Below are 25,142 nucleotides of genomic sequence, written 5' to 3' on the forward strand. Positions count from 1 at the left end.
GCCGTCGATGGATGCCTCCACATTGTTTCGCGATGGTTTCGAGAATCGATCATCTACGCGATCTGTCACTTCTATTGAAATGGAACAACAGTATCCCCAGAGCGCAGACACGCCGCAGCTGGACGAGTCCTGGCGGGGCTATGGCCGGCGCAAGGCTCAGGGTCAGCGGCGTGATCTGGTCGGAGGACGCAGACGCCTAGTACTACAGCCGCACTTGCGACCCATCGCGGCTGTAGGCAGGCTGATGGACATGGTTTTCTCGACGATTTTGACGCCGACCGCCGCGCCTCGGACCAAGTGCGTCCGTGGTACGAGAATCACGTCCGGAGTATGCGGCGATACCTAGGCGACGCCAGGTGGGCGTTCTGGAACGGCCGCGTTCCGTACGTGGAACACGAGAGAGCCAAGGCCAGGGCATCGATCACGTTCACGTTGAGCAAGCGAGAAATGAACCGCCAAGACACCAAGGACGCCAAGAGGGTGTCCTGCGCTTGGCGCCCTTGGTGCCGTGGCAGTTCGAGTTTCTGCTCTTTTCAGTCGGTTTCAGCCCGCTTGTCGTTCTCGCTGCTCAAGGACGAGGGACGGTCCGGGGAGTCGCCAGAAGAGGGCATCCATAGGGGGTCACGCGAGGAGGCGGGTGGGCAGGCGCCCGAGGAAGTTGATCGATGGTCCACTGGCGCACGCCCGCGAGCTTCACGGTGGCGACCGCCGATGAGGCCGTCATCACTGCATCAAAGCGAACGGCCCATCGCCCGTCCGCTTCCCCTTCCGCAGATGGGCCCGAGGGGGTGCCAACGCTGGGGACCGGGGCACCGAGCTCCCCGAGCTCGACCTGGAGCGCCGAGCTCCGACGCTGATACGACAGCACGCGCAACGCTGTGCTACCGTGAGGAGGTGATCCGCCAGAGCGCACTCACCGGGACCGCGGTCGAGCGGAGGATCACATTCGCCGAGTGGACCAGCCTGCCTGAAGAGGAACCGGGTGAGCTCGTCGACGGGCGGCTCGTGGAGGAAGAGGCGCCGGACGCCGTTCACGAAGTGATCGTGGCCTGGGTGATCAGGGTACTCGGGGGCTGGCTCATCCCGCAGGGCGGGCTCGTGCTGGGCTCCGAAGCGAAGTACGCCGTGAGCGCTGTCTCTGGCCGGAAGCCCGACGCCTCTGCGTACATGCCTCAGAGCCGCAAGCCACCTCGGCGCGGGACGATCCACGCTCCGCCCGACATCATGGTCGAGGTGGTCTCTCCTACCCCGCGGGACGCGCGCCGCGACCGTGTCGAGAAGCTCCACGAATACGCGTCTTTCGGGGTGCGCTGGTATTGGATCATCGACCCGCAGGAAAGGACGATCGAGCTCCTCGAGCTAGGAACCGACCGCCGCTACGTGCACGCGCGCTCGGCGGCGGACGGGATCGTCGGCAATCTTCCCGGCGTAGAGGGACTCTCGCTCGAGCTCGACGCGCTCTGGAGCGAGGTAGAGCTGCTCGGTCCTGAATCCGGAGAAGGAGCGCTCGGAGACCCGGAAGCCCAGTCGCGGTGCCGCACTTCGTGCGGCACCTGCCTGAACCTCGAGCCGACGCTCAGCGCGCCGCCAAGCTCTTGAAATTATTAATGAATTGCGTCCCCAGCGGGATTCGAACCCTGGAAGAACGTCGAGATCCGCAGGAATCACGTAGGGTTCCGCATGCTGGCGGCGAGGTGACGATGCAGACAGCGGCGGCTAAGTGCGCGGAACCTCGTGAGCCGGACGAATCGCGGACGAAACCGGAGGACCCGCGGACGGTGCTGCTCGGCCAGCTGGCGGAAGGCATGAGGGCAACGCTCGCGGCGGGCGACGTCGAGGCCGCGCGGATCGCGCACGAGACCATCGGCCGCTTGCTCGGCGCGCCAGGGGCCGACGTGCCCGGCGTGGTCGACCTCGCGGCCGAGCGCGCCCGGCGCGGCGGGTAGCCCCGGCTGGGCCCGCGCTCGCGGCGGGCGACGTCGAGGCCGCGCGGATCGCGCACGAGACCATCGGCCGCTTGCTCGGCGCGCCAGGGGCCGACGTGCCCGGCGTGGTCGACCTCGCGGCCGAGCGCGCCCGGCGCGGCGGGTAGCCCCGGCTGGGCCCGCGCTCGCGGCGGGCGACGTCGAGGCCGCGCGGATCGCGCACGAGACCATCGGCCGCTTGCTCGGCGCGCCAGGGGCCGACGTGCCCGGCGTGGTCGACCTCGCGGCCGAGCGCGCCCGGCGCGGCGGGTAGCCCCGGCTGGGCCCGCGCTCGCGGCGGGCGACGTCGAGGCCGCGCGGATCGCGCACGAGACCATCGGCCGCTTGCTCGGCGCGCCAGGGGCCGACGTGCCCGGCGTGGTCGACCTCGCGGCCGAGCGCGCCCGGCGCGGCGGGTAGCCCCGGCTGGGCCCGCGCTCGCGGCGGGCGACGTCGAGGCCGCGCGGATCGCGCACGAGACCATCGGCCGCTTGCTCGGCGCGCCAGGGGCCGACGTGCCCGGCGTGGTCGACCTCGCGGCCGAGCGCGCCCGGCGCGGCGGGTAGTGGACGATATGAGTTGCGCGCGATGGGGGATCAACCTCGCATGACTTCAGGTGCCACTTAGTTTTTTACTGCCGCGCTTCTGGCCCGCCTGGCTCTCCGGGCGCTGGCTCTCCTGCGCCTTTTTCTGTGGCTGTTGGCTCTTCTGCGGCTTTGCGCCGGGCTGCGGCTTTGCTGGTGGCCGCTCGTTTTGGATGAAATTTTCGAAACTCTCGACAGTATTGAACAGGTTTGATGGGTAGAGTCCCAGTGACTTCGCAATTACGAATTCCGTGATTTGGCAAAACAGCTCGGCTTCATCGTGTACCCCTTCGCGCGCCGGGAGCCTACCATAGTGAATGAGCCGATTCCTGACTTCGGCTAACGCCTCGATCCTGGCACGTGCTTTCTGATCAATCTCTGCCCTGATCGCGAAGACGCTTAGGATGTACGCAATCTTCTCCCTTGCGTAGATGTTCTTTATTGTCTCGGGCGACATCCACGCTTTGTTCAGAGCCCCAAAGAGGTGTTCCCAGATAGTCCAGCATTGCGTAAACGAGCTCTCGATCGATTGACGCTTGAACGCCTCTCGCGCGAGAAATAGGAAGTGCCCGCTCTCGTATCGTTGCTGCCATGCTGGGTCCTTCGTCAAGGCGACGATCCGGTTGAGTTCTTCCTCTAGGCCGATGTCTCCATGGCTTCCGTCTCCGGCTCTTTTGTACGGGATGGAGCATCTTAAGATGCCTCCCCGGGCGTACATGCGAGGATCCTCAATCAGTGGATGATCGGCGTTTGGATCGAGGGCAAAGACATCTCTCCTTGTGAATATAGACAGCAGCAGGAGGACGTCATTAAGCCCTGTCTTGTTCCGACTGTCGGAGAAGATGACGGATTTTTCATTGGCTGGCCCCTCGACGTACGCCGTAACGGCGTTGGCGCCTGCGTTCGGGCTGATTCTGAATTCCGCTTGCCCCGCAACGATGTGCTGAAGCCGAGAGAGTTCTTCTTTGTAGTTCTCGGCCCTTTTAAAGTGATATGGGCCGATGTTTAGCTGGTAGATCCACGGGGGAAATTCAAGGTTGTATATGGGCTTGCGGCTGGAACCGGTCATCGGTGCACCCTGTAGAATCCCTGAAGAAGCGGTTGCGTCCGAAGATGGGGCGAAGCGCTATAAGCGCATGATCGGTCGACTCTGGCTTGTGTTGTCAAATGGAGCTTGTGTCTGTCGGGTGAGATGCAGCCGGTCGCTCTCGGTGACCTCTGGCTTGACCGCTCCGACGCTATCGCATGGTCGTTGACAACGAGACGAGCGTCTCGTTGTCAGAAACCCGGACGGCGCGATTCGGTTGCCTCCGAGTGTGGGTATCGATTGCCCTTCTCGTGCTGACCACGTAAGCTCGCCGGACAAGCAAAGTGCCGCCCGCGGGTGCTGGTAACACCCCGGGCGGCGTGGCCGAACCCCGATAGAGCGAGGTCCGACATGTCCGTTGTATACTTACGCCCCGCGGCGGGCCAAGGAACCGATCCGCCTTCAGGACGGGCCGCTCGCCCGCCCGCTTCCTGTTCTGAAGACGGGCCCGCCGGCCCGCGGTTCCCCCACGAGGACCACAGGAGGCGCGCGTGAAGCCCCGGCGGAAGGGGGCCGGACGCCCGCCTGCCGCACGACACCCCAGGAAGCGACCGAGCATCGAGGAGATCCTTGCCGAGCGCGGCATCGTCCTGGCGACGCTCGCTGGCATCCCGCGGCGCGACCGCCGCGACGTGGAGGCCGAGGTGTTGCTCAACGCCTGGAACGCCGTCCGTCGTGGGCTCTACAGACCAGACCCGCGGGACAAGCCCAGGGACGCGCTCCGCAAGTGGCTCCATGGTATCGCCTGGCGCCTCGCCTCGCACTACGTCCACAGCGCGTGGTCGAGGCGCGCCGTGCTTCATCCGGAACCGCTCGGGTTGCTGCACGAGCCAGTCGGCATCGACATGCACGCCCAGATCGAGGCGCGGGAGGTGCTGGACGCCATGGCCAGCTTGCCGCCCTGGCAACGCGACGCGCTCCTCTCGGTGGACGACCCGCTGTCGCTGGTCGCGTACGCCAAGCGGCGGCGCATGAACCCGAGCACCGCGGCGTCCAGGCTCCGCATCGCTCGGGAAGCGCTGGCGCTGAAGCTCCGGAGGTGGCGCCGATGAGCGACCGCAAGACACGCCGCGCACTGACCCGGGAAGACCTCGCCTACCTTGCGGAGCAGGCGCGCGCCCTTGACCCGTACGTCGTCCACCCCTGGGACCATGACCGGCTCTGGGCCGCCGTGCTTGCCGCTCAGATGAACGCGACGACTCGCGCGGACCGCGAGGCCGTCGCCGAAGCGCGCGGCGCCTTGCAGATCCTCGACGCCATCGAGCGGCACTTCGTGCGGCACGACAGGTAGGCGCTCCACGGGCGGCGCATGCCGGGCGAGCTACGCGGAGCCTCGCCCCCACGCACGCCTGGCGACGCGCGGCGCAGCCCGTCGGCCTCAGCATCGCCACCGCCAACGAGACCGGGGGTTCGATCGCTCCCCGGCCGTGCGGCCCTGAGATCACTCCCACATGCTGTAGGCTCGAAAGGATGCGGCCGGCGAGGGTGGAGCCTCCCGGCCGCGGGCAATCACGCGCGAGGTGACTGTGGCTAAGAAGGTACGCGCAAGCGAAGGCAGGAGCAAGACAGGCGGGCACGGCAGCGACAAGGTGAAGCGGCACCGAGTCGGCCCAGAAGAGATCCGCTCGGACGATCCCGAGGAGGTCGAGAGGTGGGCGCTTGCGAGGCTCACGGCATCGACAGAGGCGGAGGCCACCGGCGAACTCGTGGTGGATCTGCCCGCGATCGTCGGGCAGACGTCCGACGGAGACGAACTGCGTATCCAAGCTCGACCCGGCTTGCATCCAGCAATGGCCGATCTGAAGAGACTTACACGGGAGTTCTACGAACTCGCGATCCAGCATGCCAACCAAGACGCAGTACCCGTGATGCACATCCTTCACGCGGTGTGCGACGCCGTGGAGAAGGGCGATCATGCAGCGCTGCGCGAGCCGGACAAGTGGGCACGCGACCGTCTTCGCCCTCCTCGCGGTTCAGCTGGCCGTTTTGGGTTTCTACCGCTTGAAGATGCAATGGGGCGTCCGCTTGATATCTCGCGGCTGTCCGGTGGATTTTACATGCTCGCGAGCCTGATCCGGGTCGAGATCGAAAAATTCAGAGCGAACACGGTTACGCTCGAAGGCATGGCCACCCAAATTACTTCGTGTATGGCCCACAACTTCCCTTCAATCCCGAGCCTTTCAAGGGATCCAGACGTCTTCGAGCGGCAGGCTCAGATTGTGGTTCGTGTGCGCGAAGCACTGCTCGCGGTTAGCGAGACACTCTCGGGCGAGCATTCGGAATCGTTGGGGCAAACGATCGCCGAACGGCTGCTGCGCGAAGAGTTCAAGATCTCCGGAAAAAGCCGTTCAGAAACCCGCAACGCCTTCAAGTTTCTCGACCACAAGCCGCGCTCGCGATGATGTCAAGAGGGTGCCCCGCATCCCCCCCGTGGGGGGCAGCAGGTGCCCCGCATGCCCCCGGTGGGGGGCAGCAGGTGCCCCGCATGCCCCCCGTGGGGGGCAGTTTCTAGCGGGACGAACCACCGCGAGGCACGGTCTTGCGCATGCACCAGCAAGCACCTGCTCGCGGACCGCGGACGAAGGCGAACCGCGCCCCCACAAATCTCAGTCTCCCCGTCGATGTTCGAGAACGGCTCCGCACCGCGTCAGAGGACACGGGGATCCCGCAGTGCCGGATCGCAGAGCAGGGGCTTCGCCTTCGCTTGGCGCAGATCGAGCGCGCCCAGTCGACACAGGAGCGTTCGTCGTGAAGGCCGCTGTGGACGTCGTGGCGTTGCTGCGCGCGCAGGCGGATGCACTCAGTATGCAAGCCCGCACACTGCGTGCGCAGGCGGACGCGCTCGATATGCAAGCTCGCGCACTGCGTACGCAGGCGGACGCGCTCGATGTGCAAGCCCGCACACTGCGCGCGCAGGCGGACGCGCTCGATGTGCAAGCCCGCACACTGCGCGCGCAGGCGGACGCGCTCGACGCGGGCGGGGTCATCGCGCAGCGGACGCCGCGCTATGCGACCTCGAAGGCGAACCCGCTCGGCTCCGCCCGGGCGTTTCTGGACGCCGGGCGCCGCAAGAATTTCCCCACGTTCAAATGCGGAAGGGAAGTCTGGGCGTTCTGGACCGAAGTCGAGACCTGGATCGAGAGCCGGAAGATCGCGCCTCGCGAACGCAAGCCCGGAGACGACGCGGACGACGATCGCGCTCGGCTCATCGGCGCTGGTCTTCGGTTCGCACCGGCGAACGGCCGCGCTGGCCGAAGGTGACCGGGCGGCAGCCTTATGAAAGGGTGTTCAAACACCACCACCCCGCGCGCCGGGAGCAGCCCCTACGTCGTCGGGGCACGGGTAGATGCGCTGCGGATCGGCTACCGCGTGCCGGTCTCCCCCGCGGTGCTGGACCAGCTGACGCGCGCCAAATTGGCGGCACGCATCGGCGAGGCGTACCTCACGATCGCAGGCGAGCGCTTCGCGGTCGAGCGGCAGGGCAGGCGGGGCAAGCCGTTCTCCGCGGTCGGTGAGAGCGGCCGGATCTTCGTCGGGGCGGGTGACATCATCGTCGATCTCGCGGTTCCCTTCCTCGCGTCGCGTCCCTTGGCGGAAGCCGTGAACCACGCCGACATGATCGCCGCGCACTTCGCCGCCCCCGGCTCCGAGGCACCAGTAGGCAAGGTCCAAGAGCTCGATCTCTGCGTCGACATCGCGGGGGCGACGTTCAGCGAGGCCGATCGGGAGGCGTTCGTCGGCCGCCTGCGACGCATGCGCGACTGGCGGACCGATGCGCGTCGAACGCGCAGCGGACCCATGCTCACCGGCTTGCATGTAGGCGATCGGCGAAACTTGGTCTTCTCGCTCTACAACAAGACGGGCCAGCTAGGTCGGAAGCGCGCTACCGTCCGCGCCGACATGGAGCGCGCGGGGTGGATCGCGCACGGATGGGACGGGCAGGGGCAGATATGGCGTGCAGAGTTTCGCCCTCGCGGCCGGCATCTGGCCGAGCTCGGCCTACGTACGCCGTCGACTCTGCCCGAACGCCTGGATGCCGTATGGCAGCGGTTCACCCGCAAGACGCTGCGTCTCGTCGCCCTCGAAACCGCCACGCGCAGAGAGCGCTGCAAGACGGATCCGCGCTGGGGAGTCCTACAGGAAGCCGTTTTCACGCAATCCGGAGCGTGCCCCGCCGTGCGCTTACGCCGAGCGCCGAGCGGCGCCACCTCGGAGACAGCGGAGCCGCGTGGATTGGACAGAGGTCGTATGAAGCAGGCCAATCCGCGGGTGATGATGGCCGAACACTTGATTCAAGGGATGGTCGAGGCGCTCGCGGCGGGCGACGTCGGGACGGCGCGCATCGCCCATGACGCGCTCGGACGGCTCCTCAGCGCCAACGGAGCGGCGCCGCGGGGGACGGTGGTCGAGATCGGCGTGGCACGGAACGGCGTTCCTGCCCCGCCGAGCCCCGGCGCTCGTGGTGCTCGGCTCGCGACGGTGGCAGCGGGCCAGGGCGCCGCGTGCTCGTCGCCGTCGGCTTCTAGGCCGCCATCGAAGGGGCGAAGCGAGACGAGCACGGAGCGCGCCGCCGCTCCCGATGCACAGGGCAAAGATGGCGCCGATTCTTCGCATACGAAATATCTTGACAGGACGGTGCTAGGACATTGTTCTTCCGACGTCCCCCGCACGCTGCATGCCGGCCCCGGCTGATTTACCGCAAGTAAATCGGCCGGGGCCGGCATGCAGCGTGCTGGGGGACGTGAGGCTTTCCCGATGGACACCATCGTGCTTGGGTTCGACCCTGGCGCCGCCCGCGTCGGATGGGCGGCGCTCAACGTGGACGCGGCCGGCGCGCGGCACGTCGGCTCCGGCGTGCTTCCCGTCGACCTCGCGGGCGATCCCGGGATCGAGGCCCTGCGCGCAGCCGCGGGGGCGCTGCTCTCGCGCTACTCCCCCGCGCTGGTCGCCGTCGAGCGCGTCGTCCGGGTCTTCCCCCGCCCGCGGTTCGGCCCCGCGATGGCCAGCGAGCTCTGTGGCGCCTCGTGGGTCGGAGCCGAGCTCGCCGGGCTCGCGGCGGCTCGCGGGCTCATCGTCCGCACCGCGACGCTCCAGGCGGTGCGCTCGGCCCTGGGGTGCGCCAGAGCAGGTGACGCCGCGCTCGCCGCCGCCATCCGCGTGCGGGTTGCCGGATGGCCCGCCCGGTCGAGCGAGCACGCACGGGACGCCGCCGCGGTCGCGTGGAGCACGATCCGCGAGAAGGGGCCCGCGCCCGCGTCGCAGCCGTGGGCGATCTCGGCAGAGCTCGATCGCAATCTCCCTTGACCGGATACATACCGAGATACATAATGTACATATGGGCGAGCGGACGAGGGCGATCGGTTACGTGCGGGTCTCGACCGAACATCAGGCGGATGGCGGCGTGAGCCTTTTGGCGCAGCGGACGAAGCTCGAAGCCTACGCGACGGCCATGGATCTCGACCTCGTGGACATCATCGAAGACCCCGGCGTCAGCGCCAAGACGCTCGACCGCCCCGGCCTGCAACGCGCCCTCGGCATGCTCGACGCTGGCCAGGCTTCCGCCCTGCTCGTGGCGAAGCTCGATCGCCTCACGCGCAGCGTGCGCGACCTCGACACGTTGATCGCCGGCTACTTCGCCGATCGTTTCTCGCTCCTGTCGGTCGCCGATTCGATCGACACGCGCTCTGCCGCGGGGCGCCTCGTGCTGAACGTGCTCGCGTCGGTCTCGCAGTGGGAGCGCGAAGCGACCGCCGAGCGCACGCGCGATGCGCTGGCCCAGCTGCGCGCCGATGGCGTGCGGCTCGGCGGGGCGGCGCTCGGGTGGGTTCACACCGGGGAGGCCGACGCAGACGGCCGGCGCATCATCGCCCGTGTGCAGGATGAGGCTGCGACCGTCGATCGAATCCTCGCGCTTCGCGCCGATGGCCTCTCGCTGCGCGAGATCGCAGCCACCCTCACCGACGAGGGGTATCGGACGAAGCGGGGCGGTAGCTGGGCAGCTGAAACCGTGCGAAAGGTGCTCGCGAGGTCGAGAGAGTGAGTTTCTCCATCGCGTGCAAGATATGGGGTAGCGCAGCGGTTCGGCATGCCCTGGCCGAGCCGAACCCCGACCCGGCGACCCGCGAGCTCTGCCAGAAGATCCTGAAGCACGCGGACCCGCCCGGCGCCTTCCGCGCGTGGGCGCTCGCGCAGCCCTGGCCGCGGTTCTGCGCGATCGTTCGCATCGTCTCCGGAGAAGAACGTCGAGAGGTCGACGAAGCCGTGAAGGAAAGGATCAAGAGCATGGCACGCATGGGCCGCCCCCCGAAGGAAGACCGGAGCACCGTCGCCGGTGTCATGGTCCACGTCCGGCTCACGCCGGGAGAGGTCGAGAGCGTCGATGCCGAGGTCGAGCGCCAGCGCGCCATCGCGCCGCCCGGCCTCGCGGACAAGGTGTCGCGGTCGTCGGTCATCAAGGGCTTGATCTCGACGCTGCGCCAGCCTGCCGCAGAACCCGCGCCCGCGGCTCCGCCCGCGCGCTCTCCCGCTGGCGAGAGCAGCGAGACCGACGTCCGCGAGCTCATGAGCCGCAGCTTCGAGCGGGGCCTTACCCAAGCCCAGCTGGCGAAGCTCTCGGGCGTCGAGCGTTCCCAGATCAGCCGCTTTCACACGCAGAACCCCGCGAAACCGCCGATGCCCCCCGGGAAGATCGCAGCGCTCGCCCGCGCCCTGCGCGCGTGGGAGGCGAAGCAGAAGTAGACCGCGCCCGCCGCGCCCTGAAGGAGACACCGCGCATGCCCCGACCTCGCACCGGAACGATCGAGCGCCACGGCGACCACTACGATGCGCGCCTCACGCTGGCCGATGGCTCGCGCCCGCGGGTCTGCCTGCCGCCCGGCCTTTCGGAAGCTCGCGCCCGCGACCGCGCCCGGCGCATGGCCGAGATCGCCCGCTCCGAGAACGCCACCATGCAACCCGCCTCGGAGGCGGACGCGCCCGCGGGCGAGCTCCTGCGCGCCTACGCCGATCGCTGGTGCGCGGCCCGCGATGAGCGCGGCCTGACGTCCGTGGACGACGATCGCGGACGCCTCCGGAAGTGGGTACTCCCGATCCTCGGAGAGATGGCCATCACGGCGATCGGCCGGTCAGACCTCGAGCGCTTCGTGGAAGGCCTCGACGCCCGCGTGCGCGCGAAAGAGCTCTCGTGGAAGACGGCCAAGAACGTTTGGGGGGTCGTCTCCAAGCTCTTCGATGACGCCTGCCGCTCCAAGGTCCTGGCGCTGCGCGTGCGCGACGACAACCCCGCCGCCGGTGTGCGGGGTCCGGATGAAGGGGTGAAGAAGAGCAAGAGCTATCTCTTCCCCTCGGAGTTCCTTGCCGTGGTCTCGTGCGACCGCGTGCCGATCCGCTGGCGCCAGCTGTTCGCGCTCTCGGTCTACACCTACACGCGCGCCGCTGAGCTCGAAGCGCTCGAATGGGAAGACATCGACATCGATCGGCGCCTCATCCACATCCACCGGGCGATCGATCGCTCCGAGACGGGCGAGGTGAAAGAGACGAAGACGAACAACCCGCGCCGCATTCCCATCGAGCCCACGCTGCTCCCGCTGCTCCTGGCGATGCAGGGAAAGACACCCCGGGGCCGCGTGATCAACATGCCGGCCAGCTGCGATCTCTCGGTGCGCTTGCGGCAATACCTTCAGTGGGCCGGCATCGAGCGCGCCGAGCTCTTCGCCAACGACGCCACCCGCAAACAGCTCACCTTCCACGATCTCCGCGCGACCGGCATCACGTGGATGGCCCTTCGCGGCGATGAGCCGATCAAGATCATGCGCCGCGCCGGCCACGAGGACATCGCAACGACCATGGGTTACGTGCGCGAGGCCGAGAACCTCATGCACCCCGTGGGCGAGCCCTTCCCGCCGCTCCCTTCCGCGCTCCTGGTTTCGTCCGACGAATCGTCCGAGGGACCGGCCACTTGGGGCCTACTGCGCGGAAATGCTTATGGAAAGCGGAGCGTCCCCAGCGGGATTCGAACCCGCGTAGCAGCCTTGAAAGGGCTGAGTCCTGGGCCGGGCTAGACGATGGGGACCGGCGATTCGGCGCGGGACCCTACCGTCCGTCGTCGAGCAATGCAAGCCCAACTCGCGTCGCCCGTTGGGGTTTCCTCCGTCGGGCCCGCTCCCGCCCTGCGCCCCCCGCAGCCGCGGCACGCGCCGGCCGCGGGGCCTCTCGTGGCGCGCCGCAGGCCACCCGCCGAGGCGTCGGTCGCTCGGCATCGCCGCATCTCCGCTCACCGCTCGCCTGCCACGAGCCTCCGTCCCGACGCGAGCCTCCGTCCCGACGCGAGCTCCTTCGCGGCTCCAGCTGCGCGCCATCTACGCCGCCCACCGCGCCCGCCGCCCCGCGAACCGCTGGACGACCGCCCTGAATCGGGCGACCATCCCCCACCCTACCTCACCCGATCCACCGAACGCCGCACAGGCCGAGCTCTCCCCATGCCGCCGTCCCCGCGCCTCGAGCCTGCCGTTCCGATGTCCCAGGGAGGACCGTGCCCCGGCGTCGGCGCCTGACGCGCGCCGCGCTGCTCGCCTTCTGCCCGCTCCCGGCGCTCGTCCCAGCCGCGTTCTCGCGCCCTGCGCTCGCGCAGCTCCCTTCCGCGCAGCCGTCCGCCGCGCCCTCTTCCCCTTCTCCTCTTCCCGCTTCTTCGCCCTCCTCTCCCGCGTCGCCTCGTCCCTCTCCATCACCTCCGCCCTCGCCCGCCGCGCCGCCTCCCCTCGAGGTCGTCGTCACCGGCACCCGCACCCCGGAGAGCAGCCAGCGCGCCACCGTGCGCACGCGCGTCGTCACCCGCGACGAGGCCGAGCGCCGCGGCGCCACCAACGTCGGTGAGGCGCTCGACGGCGAGCTCGGCGTCCAGGTCAACCCGAGCGCCTACGGCGCGCTCGGCAACCCGAGCGCCATCCAGATCCAGGGCTTCGACCTCGACCGCGTCCTCGTCCTCGAGGACGGCGAGCGCGTCATCGGCGACGCCGGCGGCGCCATCGACCTCTCGTCGCTCCCGCTCGGCGACGTCTCCCGCATCGAGCTCGTCACCGGGCCGACCAGCTCGCTCTACGGCACCAGCGCCATCGGCGGCGTCGTCAACGTGCTCTCCGCGCCCCCCGAGCACCCGGGCTTCAGCGGCCGCGCCCGCCTCGAAGGCCGGAGCCGCGCCGGGCTCGTCCTCCAGGGATCGGGCGCCTACCGGGGCGAGCGCGCCTGGGTCAGCGCCGACGCCTCGTTCCAGCGGGAGGACAGCCTCTCCCTCGTCGAGCCCGCCGAGAACCTCGCCCATCCCGAGGCCGGCGCCGACGCCCCCACCGCCCTGCCCGAGCGCTCCCAGACCCTCCTCGGCCTGCGCGCCGGCGCCGCGCTCGGCAGGGGCATCGACCTGCGGCTCCGCGCGCGCTGGATCCACGACGCGCAGGACGGCATCGAGCAGCAGGAGCGGCCTGTCCTGGGGGTCTACCTTTACGACCTCCCCAAGGTGACCGACCGCATCACCCTGCACCTCGCCGAGACGCTCGACCTCGGCGGCGGCTCCAGCCTGCGCCTCGCCGCGGGCCAGCAATGGGCCTTCCGGTCGAGCGGCCGCGACCAGCGCGGCTCGCCCTACGAGGAGCTGCGCGAGCGCTCGGGCACCCTCCAGAGCTACGAGGCGATCGCCACCGTCGCCGACGGGAAGCGCACCTGGGTCGCCGGGGCGCGCGCCGAGGTGGAGACGCTCGACCAGGTGCTCAAGACCACCGCCGTGACCACCTCCGGCACCGAGGAGATCCCGCCGAACGACGAGGTGCCCAGCACCCGGCTCGGCAGCGCCGCGCTCTACGGCCAGCTCGGGTGGAAGCTCACCGACGAGCTCACCCTCATGCCCGGCGTTCGCGGCGAGCTCCGCGTCCGCTACGGCGGCGTCGTCGCCCCACGCCTCGCGCTCGCGTACCGGCCCTCGCCGTCGCTCACGCTGCGCGTCTCCGGCGGGCGGGGATTCCGCGCCCCCAGCGCGAAGGAGCTCGGCTTCTCGTTCGACCACTCGAGCCTCGGCTACATCCTCGAGGGCAACCCGGAGCTCGCCCCCGAGACGTCCTGGGGCGTGAACGGCGATGTCACATGGATCCCCCGAGAGGGGATCACGGCGCGGGCCGGCGCCTTCTCGAACTGGGTCGACAACCTGATCGACGTCGATCCGAAGCCCGTCAGCTCCTCCGCCGGCGTCGATACGTACACCTACACGAACATCGCCGAGGCCCGCACCGCTGGCCTCGATCTCTCGGCCACGCTCCAGGCCACACCGTGGCTCCGCGTCGAGGCCGGCTACGCCTACCTCTGGACACGCGACGACACGGCCGATCCCGGACAGCCGCTCTCCGGCAAACCGCCGCACACGGCGCAGGCGTCGCTCCGCGCCGATCTGCCGCTCCGGATCGAGCTCGTCACCCGCCTCCGGACCATCAGCGGCGCGTTCGTCGAGAGAGGCCCGCGCGCCGAGGAAGACGTGTACGCCCCCGGGTTCACGACGCTCGACGCGCGGCTCGCGCGGCCGCTCTGGCCTTCGTCGCAGGCGTATCTCGGCGTCAGGAACCTGCTTGGCGCGCAAAAGGCCCCTGATCGCCGCGGCGATCACCGGCCCCTCGAGGGGCGCACGTTTTACGTCGGCGTCCGCGCCGATCTACCGTGGGAGGACTCATGACAAGAGGATCGGTCGCGGCGGCGCTTCTCCTGCTCACCCCGGCGTGCGGCGACGGCGGAGACCCCGGGACCACGGACGACGGCGCGCTCCTCGAGGTCGACGTGCCGGCCACCGGCCGCGTCTTCCTCCGCCTCGCCACGCCGGAGATCGCACTCCCGGAAGGAGACGGCGCGGCGTCCACCGACTGGGATCTCGCGCTCTCGGGCTACGACGTCTTCACCAACAGCGGCCTCAGCGGCCCCGGCGAAGGCGGCGCGCTGCCGATCGGCCTCGAGGACTACAGAGCGGGTGAGCTGCCGAACACCCCGTTCCTGCTCACGGACGACTCCGGCGGTGCCTTCTCGCGCTGGTACGCCTACGACGGCGAGGAGCACGTCGCCTTCAGCCGCTACCACGTCCACGCGATCGAGCACGAGGGCAGGTACTGGAAGCTCCAGATCTTCTCCTTCTACGGGGAGGTGGACGGGGCGCCGATCACCGCGCTCTATCAGCTCCGCTACGCCGAGGTGCTCCCCGACGGCTCCGGCCCGACCGTCGACATCCAGGATCTCGACGCGACCGCGGGCGGCATCGACGCGGTCGAGACCGAGCCGAGCGCTTGCCTCGACCTCGCGGGCAACCGGCAGCTGATGCTCACGCCCGAAGCGGCGCGCGCGTCGGCGGATTGGAATGTCTGCTTCCGAAGGACGCTCGTCAGCGTCAACGGCGAGCTCGGCGGCCCCGGGACCACGCGCGCCGCCGACCTCCAGGCAGATGCGTCGGACTCCGAGGAGCTCGCCGAGGTCAAGGCGCGCACCGCCGCGTCGGAGCAGGCGCGGTTCGACGCGGCCGACCACGCGGCCCTCTCCGATCCCGCCGTCCCGTACCGCGGCGACCACATCGCGACCGCCTTCACGGGGCGGTGGCTCGAGCCCGGCGCGACGCCCCCCGCGCCGGCCAAGGACGCCGCGTGGCTCGTCCAGGGCGCGGACGGCGTATCGCGCTTCGTGATCGTCATCGAGCGCTTCGAGGGCGCGACGGAAGCATCTCCAGGTCGGGTGAGAATGCGCGTCAAGCAAGTGGAATGAGCGCCGCTCACGCCATCGCACACCCCGCCGAGGTCACGAGCGTGCGCAGCGCGTGACACCGCGCGAGGGCCCGCGCATACTGCGCGCGCGGTGAGGGAAGGCCCTTCCCGACGCAGGAGCATGCTTATGTCAAACTCGCTTGCACCGGCATCGAGCGCCATCGATCCGTCTCGCGTGGACGGGAAGCCGGGCGGTGAGCGCCGGGCAACGCAGGTGCGCGGAGGCGCTCTCCTCGCCGCGGGCGCGCTCGCGGCCCTCGTCGCGGGCGCCTGCGGCGGCAGGGTGGTGGTCGACGGGTTCGAGCCGCCGCCGGACGGCTCCGGGGGCTCCGGCGGCTCCTGGAGCTCCGGAGACACCACGAGCTCCGCGCCGCAAGACACCTCCGGGGCCGGTCAAGGCGGCAGCATCGGCGAGGGGGGGGCCCCACCGATTCCGCCCCTCGTCAAGGAAGAGCACACCATCGTCGACAACGACGGCGCCGTCCCGGTGACCATCGAGCCGGGCACCCTGGGCTTCACGGCCGTCGCCGAGATCATGGCGTCATCGCCGAGCTTCGAGCCGGTCGGGATCGAGAGCATCCGCGGCCCCGACGGCAGGCTGCTGGCGGCCGACTACACCATCCCAGGCACGATGGCCGCCTTCTTCAACCAGGGCATCGGCGCGGCGGCCGTCCCCCAGACTGGCGCGGACGCATCCGCGCCGCTCGCGCCGGGCGTCTACTGGATCGAGCTCGGCAACGGCGGAATCGGCCCCCTGAGAGAGCCGGTGCGCCTCTCGGTGTGGCACCGCCGGACGCTCGACGGGCGCTTTCACGGCGGGAAGATCGACATCAACGCCTTCATCGCCGGAGAGGCGGTCTCCGAGCAGTACATGCGGCGCGCGCTGCTCGCCGCGTACGAGGGGTACGTGGGCCTCGGCGTGGGCAGCATCAACATCCGCCACCTGGGCTCGGAGTGGGAGTTCGTCGACGACGAGCTCCTCCCCGGCCTGCTCGAGCAGACGGCCGGCGCCCCCGGCCGTCCGGCCCTCAACGTGATCGCGGTGACGGCGTTCGGGGGGAGCATTGCGCAGGCGTCCGGCGTGACACCCGCCGTGCCCTCGGTCGCGGTCCAGCACGGCACCCACCTGAGCGGCATCGTGGTCACGCTCTACGAGGAGCCCTCGGTCGACACCGTCATCCTGCGCCATGAGCTCGGCCACCTCGCCGGGCTGTTCCACACCACCGAGTTCGACGCTGACTTCGGCGACCCGCTCGACGACACCTCGCGGTGCGGCGACGTGGAGTCACAGATGGAGCGCTGCCCGGATTTCGGGAATCTCATGTTCCCGACGGGGGGCGACTTCTCGGGCACGATGACGCCGCAGCAGACGGCGATCGTGCGGGCGAGCGCGCTTTACCGCGGGATCGTCGAGCAGGGCGGCGGGGCGGCCGTCCCGCTCCCGGCCGACGCGGACACGCCGGCGAGCGGAGCGCCCATCGCGCCGCCGACTCCGGGCGAGGGTGCTCGCTCGTTTGCGCCGGACCGCCTCGCCTCCACCGCCGCGCTCCCGCCGCACGCCGCGGCGCTGCTCGCGGGGCACTTCTGCGGCCAGAGCGCGGCCCGAGGCGCGGATTTCGACGAGCTGCTCCGCGCGGCCGGCGCCGACGCGGATCGGCTGCTCGCGGTCGGCCGCGATCCCGGCGCGCCGGCGTACGTGAGGGCGCGCGCCCTCACCGCGGCGGGCCGCGCCGCCACGCGTTCCTCCGCCTCGGCGCGCGTGATCGCGGAGCTCCAGGCCCTCGCCGCGGACCCGCGCGTCCCGCGCCGCGCGCGGCTCGGCGCCGTCGAGGGGGTCGCGTCGGCCTCGCCCGCCGCCGCCCGCGCGCTCGCCGCGCGCCTGACCGCCGACGCCGACGGGGTCGTCGAGCGGATGGCGACGCGCGCCGCCGCGCGGTGAGCCGCGCCGCCGCGCGGTGAGCCGCGCCGCCGCGCGGTGAGCCGCGCCGCCGCGCGGTGAGGCCGCGCCGCCGAGGCCGGCGTTATCCCGCCCTGGATCTCGCGGCCGTGGTGATCACGCCCGTCCCTGCGACGGCGCGCGCGAAGTCCAGCCCCGTCAGCACGCCGCGGAGCCGCCGCCCCTGCACCACGAGCACGCGCCGCGCCTGCGCCGCGTGCGCGGCGGCCGCGGCGCGGTGGAGCGGCGTCCGGACGTCGAGGCAGACCAGGGCCGGGCTCATCACGTCCTCGACCGGTGAATCGGACAGCACGCCGTGCGCGAGCAGCGCCTCGGTCTGCGTGAACATCCCCACCGGCCACCCGCCGGGATCCACCACCACGAGCCCGCTCACCTGCGCCGTCGTCAGCCGATCGGCGGCGAGCGCGAGCGGCGCGTCGAGCGGGATCGTGTACGCGGGCGCCGACATGAGCCCGGCGATCGGCGTCGGGTCCCGCGCCTCGACCAGGGAGAGCAGGAGATCCTTGGTGCTGAACACGCCGGTCAAGGCCTCGTCCTCGCGGACGAACACGCGATGGATACGGTGCTTCAGCAGCACGCTCGCCGCCTGCACGACCAGCGTCGCGCGCCCGACGGTGATGATGCCCGGGCGCAGCACGGCCCGCGCGGGGACATCGGGCAACGTGAGCAGCATTCCTCGGCTGTTCGTCTTCGTCTCGAACCTGCCGAGCCGGAGCAGGTCGGTGCGCGACAGCACGCCGATCGCGCGCGACGCCGCGTCCAGGATCGGAACGCAGGAGATCGCGCGCTCGCCCAGCGTGCGGTGCACCTCTGGCAGCGGCGTCATGTCGGACGCCGCGATGACTTCACAGGTCATGTAACGCGAGACGGGTGTCGCAAAAGACATCATGGCCAGCATTCCTCGAGGACGCCGGCGCCCCGGCGCGCTCCGGAGGGAGCAAGAAGCGATCCGCCATCCGACGAGGGCTGCCAGGCCTGGCGCAAGCGCAGGCACCGCGCCTCGGCGCGCGATCTGCGCCGAGGTGCGCAACGGACTGGGCAGCGGCTGAGCCGCCAGACCCAGGTGCGCGTGCCAGGCGGCGATGTCCTAAAATGCGACAGGTGGGGGCCCCGGAACGTGGCCGTCAGCTGCACGGCCATCGCCGATCCGGAGACCCCGGGGCGCCTGGCCTCCAGGAGCTTGCGGCAAGCGCGAAGCTCCTGGAGGCCAGGACCCCGGTCACTCCTCCGGGCGACACATCAGACGACCCGCTGCTCGGGCGCCGGGCGCGCAGGGGGTCCCTCGTGTTCGGAGGGCCTGTCGCGCGCCGGCCCAGGGCCCGCGCTCGCCGTCGTCGCCGCGGATGGACTCCGGGCCAGTGGGCTAGAACCTGCCGCAGCCGCCGCCGCCCCAGCCGGGCCTGCCGCACGGCGGCCTGAAGCCGCCCCAGGGGCTGTTCCAGCCGCAAGGCCTGAAGTTCCCGAAGTTGCCCCAGTTGTTCCAGCCCGGGTTACCCCAGGGGTTCCCGCCGAAGAAGCTCCCGTTGCCGCAGGTCGGGAAGCCCAAGTTCCCGTTGGGGAAGCCCAAGTTCCCGTTGGGCCAGCCCCAGCTCGGATCGGTGAAGCCCCCGGGGGCCCCGCAGCTCCGCGCCCAGCTGGCGTCGCCGCACAGCGCCTGGGAGGCCTCCTCCACCGTCACGGCCTCGTCCGCATCACTCTCGTCGACGTCCGCCTCGCCCGCGCCCACCGCGCACCCGGTGGCCAGCGCCGCCATCGCCATCGCGACGCACATCAACCTGGTATTCAACAGCTCGACCATTTCTCCTCCTTGCCCGGCCCGCGACGTCTGCAGGACCGTCGCGCCAGTCGGGTTGCGGAGAGAGCAGCGCTCATGCCCGAGAGCTGGTGTGCAGAGCCTGCCGCCCGAGGGCGCGCGCCGCGGGCGCGAGGCAACGACAAACCGACATTCCTAAACAGCACACGACCCCGCGGTGATCCTGCGTGTCCCCCCGCGGCGGATCACTGCGCAGAGAAGGCGCTTCCAGGCGCGCCCGGCGCCCGCCGGGAGCGCCTCGCGCAACGCGGCGGCTCCGGCAATAACACGCCTTTCGCGCGCTGCGGATTTCTCGGCGCAGCGCGCGTCGACGAGGTGTCTCCGACGATGTCGAGCCTCCGCGCCGACAACATGAGACAAGGGGCGATACCACCGCAGATGCGTTCGCCGTCCTCAGGCGATCCGCGCCGCCCCGCTCGGCGCGCTCAGCCCATCTCCGCTGAGCTCGTGTACGCAAGGGTGCTCAAAAAGGACGCTCCGGGCATCCCGCGTCGCGAGCGTCAGGGGTCCTGTCAAGTCGGCCCCATCCTCCGCCGGGCGAGCGCGGCGGCGATGCGAGGCCGCTCAGGGCGCGGCGATCCAGGTCTCCCAGGCTCGAGAGAAGTCGTCGGCGTGGATCTCGTGGCCGCGCCCCGGGTGCACCACGAGCTCGTGCTCCCAGCCGTGCTGGGTCAGCACGTCGGCGAGGTTCTCGGCGCTCGCGATGGTGGAGGCGAGCTCGAGCTCGCCGACGGCGATGAAGATCGGCGGCCTCTCTTCGGAGAACAGGTGCTCCTCGATGACCATGCGCCCCGCGCCGACGAGCGCCGCGCCGTCGACGGCGACGAGGCCTTCGAGCGCCACGTAGCTCGCGAAATAGCCGCCGTTGGAGAAGCCCATGACATAACGCCTGTCAAACGTCCCGCCGAGGATCCGCGCCAGCAGCGCCTCTGCGCGCATCCACTCTTCGAGCAGGGCGGGCGCCGCGGCGTCGACGGTCTCGCGGCGTGTCGGCCAGCAGGGGTAGGTCTCCACGGACGGATCCCAGGTGCAGAGTCCGGGTCTCCCGCGCGGGAACAAGGCGACGGCGCCGAGCGCCTCGGCGGCCTCCGCGGCGGTGGCCTGGAGGTCCACGGGCAGCGAGTCGGGCGCCATGGCCCCGTGCAGCACATAAAGAATCGGCGCGCCGCGGCGCGCGGTCTCGGGCACATGGAAGCAGGTGTGGTCGTCCAGGCCGATCCACCCTGCCGAGCACCAGTCCGTCTCGACCGGCTCCCAGCTCAGCGCGCCGCCCCCGCCGCCCCCGCCGTCCTCGCCGCCCCCGCCGTCCTCGCCGCCCCCGCCGTCCCCGCCGTCCTCGCCGCCCCCGCCGGAAGCCCCGCTGCTGGTCGCGACCCCGGCACGGGCGGCGCCGCCCTCGCCAGGCTCGCCAGCACCCGCGCCCCCGGCGCTGCCCGCGCCGTCGCCATCGCGCGGGACGCCGACGGCGGCGCTGTCGCACGTGGCCAGCGCCAGGGCGAGCGCCGCGAGCAGAGCCACGCGCCCATCACGGCTCCATCCGCCGCGTGCCCTGTGCACGCCCCCAGCCATGGCGACCTCGAGCGCGCCGCGGGCGCCCGCGTCCCCCTCCACGCCGTGTGCCTTCTCCATGCCTCCTGTCACGATGCCCTGTCGGGCGCGGCCCCGCAACGAGGGCGGCGCCGGCTCCGCGCTCGTCGGATAACGGCTGCGTGAATGACGCCTCGCGCTGCGGTCACCGCGGGGGCAGGCTCGTGCCGTGCCCGCCGCTCCTCTGCCCAGGGTCCTGCCGGTCTCCATCGAGCCGAGCGAGCCACGCCTCGAACTCCTCCTTGCCGAATGGCCCCATCGAGTGCACGCGCGGGTGGGTCTTCACCCGGATCGGCTTGAGCGCCCTCGACACGGGCCCATAAGAGACCGGGTACAGCGCGCGGTTCGTATCTCCGAGCTCCGGATGCGGGCCCGCCATGACGAGGGCGCCGCCTTGCAGCTCACGCAGCTCGGCCGTGCCACCGAGCGCCTGCCCCAGCGCCGACGCGCCTCCCAGCGCCGCGAGCCATCGCTCGCCGAGGATCGTCAGCCAGTTGACGCCCTTGATGCCATCCCGCAGCCAGAGGCTGTGCGTGATCGGGTAATCGATCTCCAGCCCGGGGTGCCGCATCGCCAGCGCGTACACCGTCTTCTCGTGCAGCTGGTTGAGGAAGCGGTTCGGGGACTGGACGAGGCCGAAGCCGCCATAGCCGTGGACGGGCTGGATCCTCTCACAGAAACGGAAGAGCAGGCTCGGGAAGCCACCTGGACGGTCGGCGAACCATGTGATGGGCAGCGCGAAGGAGAAGAAGCCGAGGTCGCCACGCCGGTCGCACTCCCATTTCGGCGCCCCCAGCCCGCCGATCATGAAATGACTCGCCTCCTCGTCGGTCGCGCCGCCATGCCAGATGAACTCCCAGCCTGCGTTCTCGTTCAGGCCTGGATCCACGAGCCAGACCGCAGGGTCGCGCGCGACGGCGCCGTCGAGGCGGTCGAACCCGGCCGACCCAGGGTGCGCCCACCGCAGGTGACCGCCCGCCATCGCGCGGTACTCCTCGAAGCACTCCGCCACGGCCCGGCGCTTCTCGAGGCTGTGCCCGCGCTCGAAATAGACCGTGGCGAGCAGCGCGATCCGCAGGACGGTGCGACCTCTGTCGTCCACCACGGAGAGCCCGTCCTCGAGAGGGAGTTGGGTGTGCTCAGCCACTTGCTCACCTCCGGCGATTGCCATCAGTTACCATCCAAATATCTTCCCGATGCCGGAGCTCCAGCGCCGCTGGCCGTCCAGGACCATCCCGCCTCCGGCGGCCATCCCGGCCCCCGTGACCACGAGCGCGGGGTCGTCCAGCACGCCAACTCCGGTCACGTCGTCCAGGACGAGGCCCGCCGAGCCCACGGTCGATGCCCCGAACAGGACCGCGCCGCCTGCCATCTCCAGGAGCCCCAGCGCTGCCTCTCCCACCCCCTCGAACGAGAACGCCGGTGCAGGCACGCCGACCGGCGGCGAGGGAGAGGGCCTCTCCCGCTCTCGCTCCGACTCAGGAGCGCTCCGGCGCTCGGGGATGGGCACCGGCACGTACCTCGGCGATCGATGCCCGTCCTCGTCGCAGCCGCGCCCGCGCGCCGCCTCGAGCTCCCGCCGCAGCAAAGGCAGCGCGCTGCTCAGCCCGAGCTCGCCGGCGGCTCGCAGCGCGCGCGCCTTGAGGCGTGTATCGTCGGACGCGATGGCTTCCAGGAGCGGCGCCCCCGGATCGCGCCGGTGCGCGGCGGCGGCCGCGATCCCGAGGTAGCGAAGCTCGCCCGGGCAGGCGCTCGACCAGAGCTCCGGCAAGATCCGCGCTGCCCGGGTGAGCGGGATCCAGCCGAGCGCCGACACGATCCCGCGCGAGAGGGGCGCCGAGCGCGCGCCTCTCGCGAGGATCCTCGCCACAGCGGCCATGTCTGCCCGCTCGGCCGCCAGCACCATGGCTGCGAAGAAGGCGCCGGCGTCTCGCGCGTCGAGCTGCTCCTCGCAGAGGGCGAGGCCCTCCTCGCCGGCGATCCGCAGCCCGTCGAGGTGCGCCTCCAGGCGCTCGTCGAGCCTGCCGAGCGAGCCGAGATCGCAGGCAGGAGAGCGGACGGCCCCATCCCGCAGCGACCAGAGGAACGCCGCCTCGCTGGCGTGCTCCTCGACGACGTCGAGGAGGAGCGGGGGGAAATCGATGCTGCCCACGGCATCCCTCGGCGCGGGTAAGCTCATTGCTCGATGCTGCGAGAGGAGCGCGGCTCAGTTGATCCCGACGAGCGAGCCTTTCACCTTCACGTGCCCCGTGGCGTTCAGGTTCACCGTCCCCGACGACTCGACATCGACCTTCCCCGAGGCGACCACCTTCACCATGCCCGAGGCGTTGATCTTCATGTTGCTCGCCTCGATGATCACGTTGCCGCCCTTGTCCATGGACAGCTTGCTGCTGCCGCACTCGATGGTGATCGTCTCGCCAGCGCTCACGGACTTCGAGCCGCCGGCCGACTCGACGCTGCTGCCCGCGACCTCGGTGCGCATGTCGGCGCCGACGGCCACCGCATACAGGGCGCCGATCGAGAGCGCCTTGCCCGCGCCCACCGTCTCCGCCGGCCAGCGAGCCAGAGCAGCCCGCGGTCGATGTCGAGCGCGGAAACGGGCCCATCCGGGCCGAGGACTACGCGCGCTTGCTGGCTGGCACAGGCCGCCGCACCCCACGCCCGCTCGACGGCCTCGATCTGCCGCAGGGCGGCCTCTTGCGGCTCAGGCGCTTTGGCACCCGCAAGATGGCCAAGGATCCGGCGTTCGCCGCGCAGCTCCTGAAGGCCATCCAGAGGCCCGGCTGATCTCCGCGCACCTCGGCGGTCCACAGAGCAGCGGCGAGATCCCGGGGCGCCGGCTGACCCGCGAGGACGGCGCAGCCCGCTTGCCCCCGCCGCCGCGCCGCACTACCGACCCAGCCATGACCCCACTTACTGGCCTCCCCGGCCCCTTCCTCGAGGCCGTCCAGCGTGAGCTCCCCGCGGATTTCCTCTCGACGGACGCCGCCGATCTCGCGACGTTTGGCCGCGACTGGACCAAGGTCCACGAGCCCAGGCCCTCGGCCCTCGCGCTCCCGCGCTCGACCGACGAGGTCTCGCGGCTGCTCCGCCTCTGCTCCGAGCACCGCGTCCCGGTCGTGCCCTCCGGCGGCCGCACGGGGCTCGCCGCCGGCGCCGTGGCGGCCAGGGGCGAGCTCGTCGTGTCGCTCGATCGGATGCGCAAGATGGGCCCTGTCGACGTCCTCGGCGCGACCGTGCGCGTCGAGGCCGGCGCGGTGACCGAGGCGGTGCACCAGCACGTCGCGCCGCACGGCCTCACCTGGCCTGTCGACTTCGCCTCGAAGGGGTCGAGCCAGGTCGGCGGCAACATCGCGACGAACGCCGGCGGCGTGAAGGTCATCCGCTATGGCCTGACGCGCCAGTGGGTCCTCGGGCTCACCGTCGTCACCGCGAGCGGAACCGTGCTCGAGCTGAACGGCGCGCTCGAGAAGAACAACACGGGGATCGACCTGCGCCAGCTGTTCATCGGCAGCGAGGGCACGCTCGGCATCATCACCGAGGCGACGCTCAAGCTCACGCGGGTGCCCGAGGCGCTCAACGTGTTCCTGTTCGCGGTGCCCGACCTCGCCGGCGTGCTCGCGCTCTTCCGCGAGGCCCGGACGGGGCCGTTCGTGGTGATGGCCTACGAGTTCTTCACCGAGAAGTGCCAGGCGCGCCTGCGCCGCCACCGGAACGTGCGCGTGCCGCTCTCCGCGCCGTCGGACTACTACGTGCTCATCGAGGTCGAGCGCGGCGAGCCCGAGGCGCTCGAGGCGTGGATCACCTCGCTGTTCGAGCGCGGGCTGGTCACCGACGGCACGCTCGCGCAGCACGGCGCGCAGGCCGCCGAGCTCTGGGCGCTCCGCGAAGGGATCAGCGAGAGCCTGTCGGCGACCGGGCTGCCGCACAAGAACGACGTGTCCCTCCCCATCCAGGAGCTCGAGGGCTTCTGCTCCGAGCTCGAGAGCCTCTTCGAGGCCCGCTATCCAGGGTGGGAGATCGCGCTCTTCGGCCACATCGGCGACGGCAACCTCCACATCAACGTGATGAAGCCCGACGACCTCACGCGCGAGGAGTTCCTGAAGCGCACCCACGAGGCGGATCACGCCATCTTCTCGCTCGTGAAGAAGTACCACGGCAGCATCTCCGCCGAGCACGGCATCGGCCTGCTCAAGAAGGATTACCTGCCCTACTCGCGCTCGGCCGAGGAGCTCGCGATCATGCGGTCGATCAAGCGGGCGCTCGATCCGCTGAACCTCATGAACCCGGGCAAGATCATCGACGTCTGAGCGCCTTCCGCGCGCCCCCTCGCCTCGCTCGCCGCGCCCCCGGACCACCATGTAACAACCAGCGAT

The 25,142-nt window shown here is 70.5% G+C and carries 22 protein-coding genes, 1 tRNA gene and 1 pseudogene; 16 read left to right on the plus strand and 8 right to left on the minus strand.

Annotated elements, in window-relative coordinates:
* Positions 1 to 894 precede the first annotated feature (894 nt).
* Together WMF34_RS21395 and WMF34_RS21400 are read left to right on the plus strand one after the other, a co-directional pair.
* A complete protein-coding gene (locus tag WMF34_RS21395) occupies positions 895 to 1,599 on the plus strand; it encodes a Uma2 family endonuclease (protein WP_231864977.1) in 705 nt (234 codons plus the stop codon).
* A 206-nt stretch (positions 1,600 to 1,805) separates the two neighbouring features.
* On the plus strand, positions 1,806 to 1,946 hold the full coding sequence (locus tag WMF34_RS21400; RefSeq protein ID WP_437994385.1) for a hypothetical protein: 141 nt from the start codon (positions 1,806 to 1,808) through the stop codon (positions 1,944 to 1,946).
* Between the two features lie 630 nt (positions 1,947 to 2,576).
* Here WMF34_RS21400 and WMF34_RS21405 read toward each other — a convergent pair.
* Positions 2,577 to 3,617: a hypothetical protein gene (locus WMF34_RS21405; RefSeq protein ID WP_437994386.1), complete on the minus strand. Its 1,041-nt coding sequence runs from the start codon at positions 3,615 to 3,617 to the stop codon at positions 2,577 to 2,579.
* Between the two features lie 509 nt (positions 3,618 to 4,126).
* Between WMF34_RS21405 and WMF34_RS21410 the strand changes: the two genes are divergently transcribed.
* The 9 genes and pseudogenes from WMF34_RS21410 to WMF34_RS21450 form a co-directional block, all read left to right on the plus strand.
* Positions 4,127 to 4,687, plus strand: a complete 561-nt coding sequence (locus WMF34_RS21410) for an RNA polymerase sigma factor (protein ID WP_012238898.1) — start codon at positions 4,127 to 4,129, stop codon at positions 4,685 to 4,687.
* The gene (locus WMF34_RS21415) at positions 4,684 to 4,926 is read left to right on the plus strand and encodes a hypothetical protein (protein ID WP_437994387.1); all 243 of its coding nucleotides are present in this window, start codon (positions 4,684 to 4,686) and stop codon (positions 4,924 to 4,926) included. Before WMF34_RS21410 ends, WMF34_RS21415 begins: the two co-directional genes overlap by 4 nt.
* Positions 4,927 to 5,155: 229 nt before the next feature.
* Positions 5,156 to 6,037 carry a hypothetical protein gene (locus tag WMF34_RS21420; RefSeq protein ID WP_437994388.1) on the plus strand — a complete coding sequence of 294 codons (882 nt, stop codon included), beginning with the start codon at positions 5,156 to 5,158 and terminating at the stop codon, positions 6,035 to 6,037.
* Positions 6,038 to 6,383: 346 nt separating this feature from the next.
* Positions 6,384 to 6,896 (plus strand): hypothetical protein, encoded by a 513-nt coding sequence (locus WMF34_RS21425; protein WP_437994389.1) that lies wholly within the window; start codon positions 6,384 to 6,386, stop codon positions 6,894 to 6,896.
* Between the two features lie 108 nt (positions 6,897 to 7,004).
* On the plus strand, positions 7,005 to 8,327 hold the full coding sequence (locus tag WMF34_RS21430) for a hypothetical protein (protein ID WP_437994390.1): 1,323 nt from the start codon (positions 7,005 to 7,007) through the stop codon (positions 8,325 to 8,327).
* Between the two features lie 63 nt (positions 8,328 to 8,390).
* Positions 8,391 to 8,939, plus strand: a complete 549-nt coding sequence (locus WMF34_RS21435; protein WP_437994391.1) for a crossover junction endodeoxyribonuclease RuvC — start codon at positions 8,391 to 8,393, stop codon at positions 8,937 to 8,939.
* Positions 8,940 to 8,970: 31 nt separating this feature from the next.
* Positions 8,971 to 9,675 carry a recombinase family protein gene (locus WMF34_RS21440; RefSeq protein ID WP_437994392.1) on the plus strand — a complete coding sequence of 235 codons (705 nt, stop codon included), beginning with the start codon at positions 8,971 to 8,973 and terminating at the stop codon, positions 9,673 to 9,675.
* Complete coding sequence (locus WMF34_RS21445) at positions 9,672 to 10,373, plus strand: hypothetical protein (RefSeq protein ID WP_437994393.1); 702 nt, start codon at positions 9,672 to 9,674, stop codon at positions 10,371 to 10,373. The genes WMF34_RS21440 and WMF34_RS21445 overlap by 4 nt, the downstream gene beginning before the upstream one ends.
* A 362-nt stretch (positions 10,374 to 10,735) precedes the next feature.
* Positions 10,736 to 11,443 (plus strand): annotated as a pseudogene (locus WMF34_RS21450) (tyrosine-type recombinase/integrase); the annotation flags it as partial.
* Between the two features lie 188 nt (positions 11,444 to 11,631).
* Here WMF34_RS21450 and WMF34_RS21455 read toward each other — a convergent pair.
* Positions 11,632 to 11,706: transfer RNA gene (locus tag WMF34_RS21455), tRNA-Glu, on the minus strand.
* 459 nt (positions 11,707 to 12,165) lie between these two features.
* On the opposite strand from WMF34_RS21455, the gene WMF34_RS21460 reads away from it, so the two are divergent.
* The 3 genes from WMF34_RS21460 (at position 12,166) to WMF34_RS21470 (ending at position 17,348) form a co-directional block, all read left to right on the plus strand.
* The gene (locus tag WMF34_RS21460) at positions 12,166 to 14,343 is read left to right on the plus strand and encodes a TonB-dependent receptor plug domain-containing protein (protein ID WP_437994394.1); all 2,178 of its coding nucleotides are present in this window, start codon (positions 12,166 to 12,168) and stop codon (positions 14,341 to 14,343) included.
* Positions 14,340 to 15,410 (plus strand): HmuY family protein, encoded by a 1,071-nt coding sequence (locus WMF34_RS21465; protein WP_437994395.1) that lies wholly within the window; start codon positions 14,340 to 14,342, stop codon positions 15,408 to 15,410. The genes WMF34_RS21460 and WMF34_RS21465 overlap by 4 nt, the downstream gene beginning before the upstream one ends.
* Before the next feature lie 126 nt (positions 15,411 to 15,536).
* Positions 15,537 to 17,348 carry a hypothetical protein gene (locus WMF34_RS21470; protein ID WP_437994396.1) on the plus strand — a complete coding sequence of 604 codons (1,812 nt, stop codon included), beginning with the start codon at positions 15,537 to 15,539 and terminating at the stop codon, positions 17,346 to 17,348.
* Between the two features lie 82 nt (positions 17,349 to 17,430).
* On the opposite strand, the gene WMF34_RS21475 is transcribed toward WMF34_RS21470, so the two are convergent.
* The 6 genes from WMF34_RS21475 to WMF34_RS21500 all read right to left on the minus strand — a co-directional run bounded on the left by WMF34_RS21475 (position 17,431) and on the right by WMF34_RS21500 (position 23,308).
* On the minus strand, positions 17,431 to 18,255 hold the full coding sequence (locus tag WMF34_RS21475; protein WP_012236776.1) for a CBS domain-containing protein: 825 nt from the start codon (positions 18,253 to 18,255) through the stop codon (positions 17,431 to 17,433).
* Positions 18,256 to 18,729: 474 nt separating this feature from the next.
* The gene (locus tag WMF34_RS21480; RefSeq protein ID WP_012236777.1) at positions 18,730 to 19,164 is read right to left on the minus strand and encodes a hypothetical protein; all 435 of its coding nucleotides are present in this window, start codon (positions 19,162 to 19,164) and stop codon (positions 18,730 to 18,732) included.
* 579 nt (positions 19,165 to 19,743) lie between these two features.
* On the minus strand, positions 19,744 to 20,808 hold the full coding sequence (locus tag WMF34_RS21485; protein WP_437994397.1) for an alpha/beta hydrolase: 1,065 nt from the start codon (positions 20,806 to 20,808) through the stop codon (positions 19,744 to 19,746).
* Positions 20,809 to 20,911: 103 nt separating this feature from the next.
* Complete coding sequence (locus tag WMF34_RS21490; RefSeq protein ID WP_437994398.1) at positions 20,912 to 21,913, minus strand: DUF3396 domain-containing protein; 1,002 nt, start codon at positions 21,911 to 21,913, stop codon at positions 20,912 to 20,914.
* Between the two features lie 27 nt (positions 21,914 to 21,940).
* A complete protein-coding gene (locus WMF34_RS21495) occupies positions 21,941 to 22,945 on the minus strand; it encodes a hypothetical protein (protein WP_157906823.1) in 1,005 nt (334 codons plus the stop codon).
* Positions 22,946 to 22,972: 27 nt separating this feature from the next.
* Complete coding sequence (locus tag WMF34_RS21500) at positions 22,973 to 23,308, minus strand: hypothetical protein (protein WP_437994399.1); 336 nt, start codon at positions 23,306 to 23,308, stop codon at positions 22,973 to 22,975.
* An 86-nt stretch (positions 23,309 to 23,394) separates the two neighbouring features.
* Between WMF34_RS21500 and WMF34_RS21505 the strand changes: the two genes are divergently transcribed.
* A complete protein-coding gene (locus tag WMF34_RS21505; RefSeq protein ID WP_157906824.1) occupies positions 23,395 to 23,553 on the plus strand; it encodes a hypothetical protein in 159 nt (52 codons plus the stop codon).
* A gap of 116 nt (positions 23,554 to 23,669) precedes the next feature.
* A complete protein-coding gene (locus WMF34_RS21510; RefSeq protein ID WP_012236782.1) occupies positions 23,670 to 25,076 on the plus strand; it encodes an FAD-binding oxidoreductase in 1,407 nt (468 codons plus the stop codon).
* Positions 25,077 to 25,142: the final 66 nt, after the last annotated feature.

The organism is Sorangium sp. So ce145 (assembly GCF_051525985.1).
Taxonomy (GTDB): Bacteria; Myxococcota_A; Polyangia; order Polyangiales; family Polyangiaceae; genus Sorangium; species Sorangium cellulosum_B.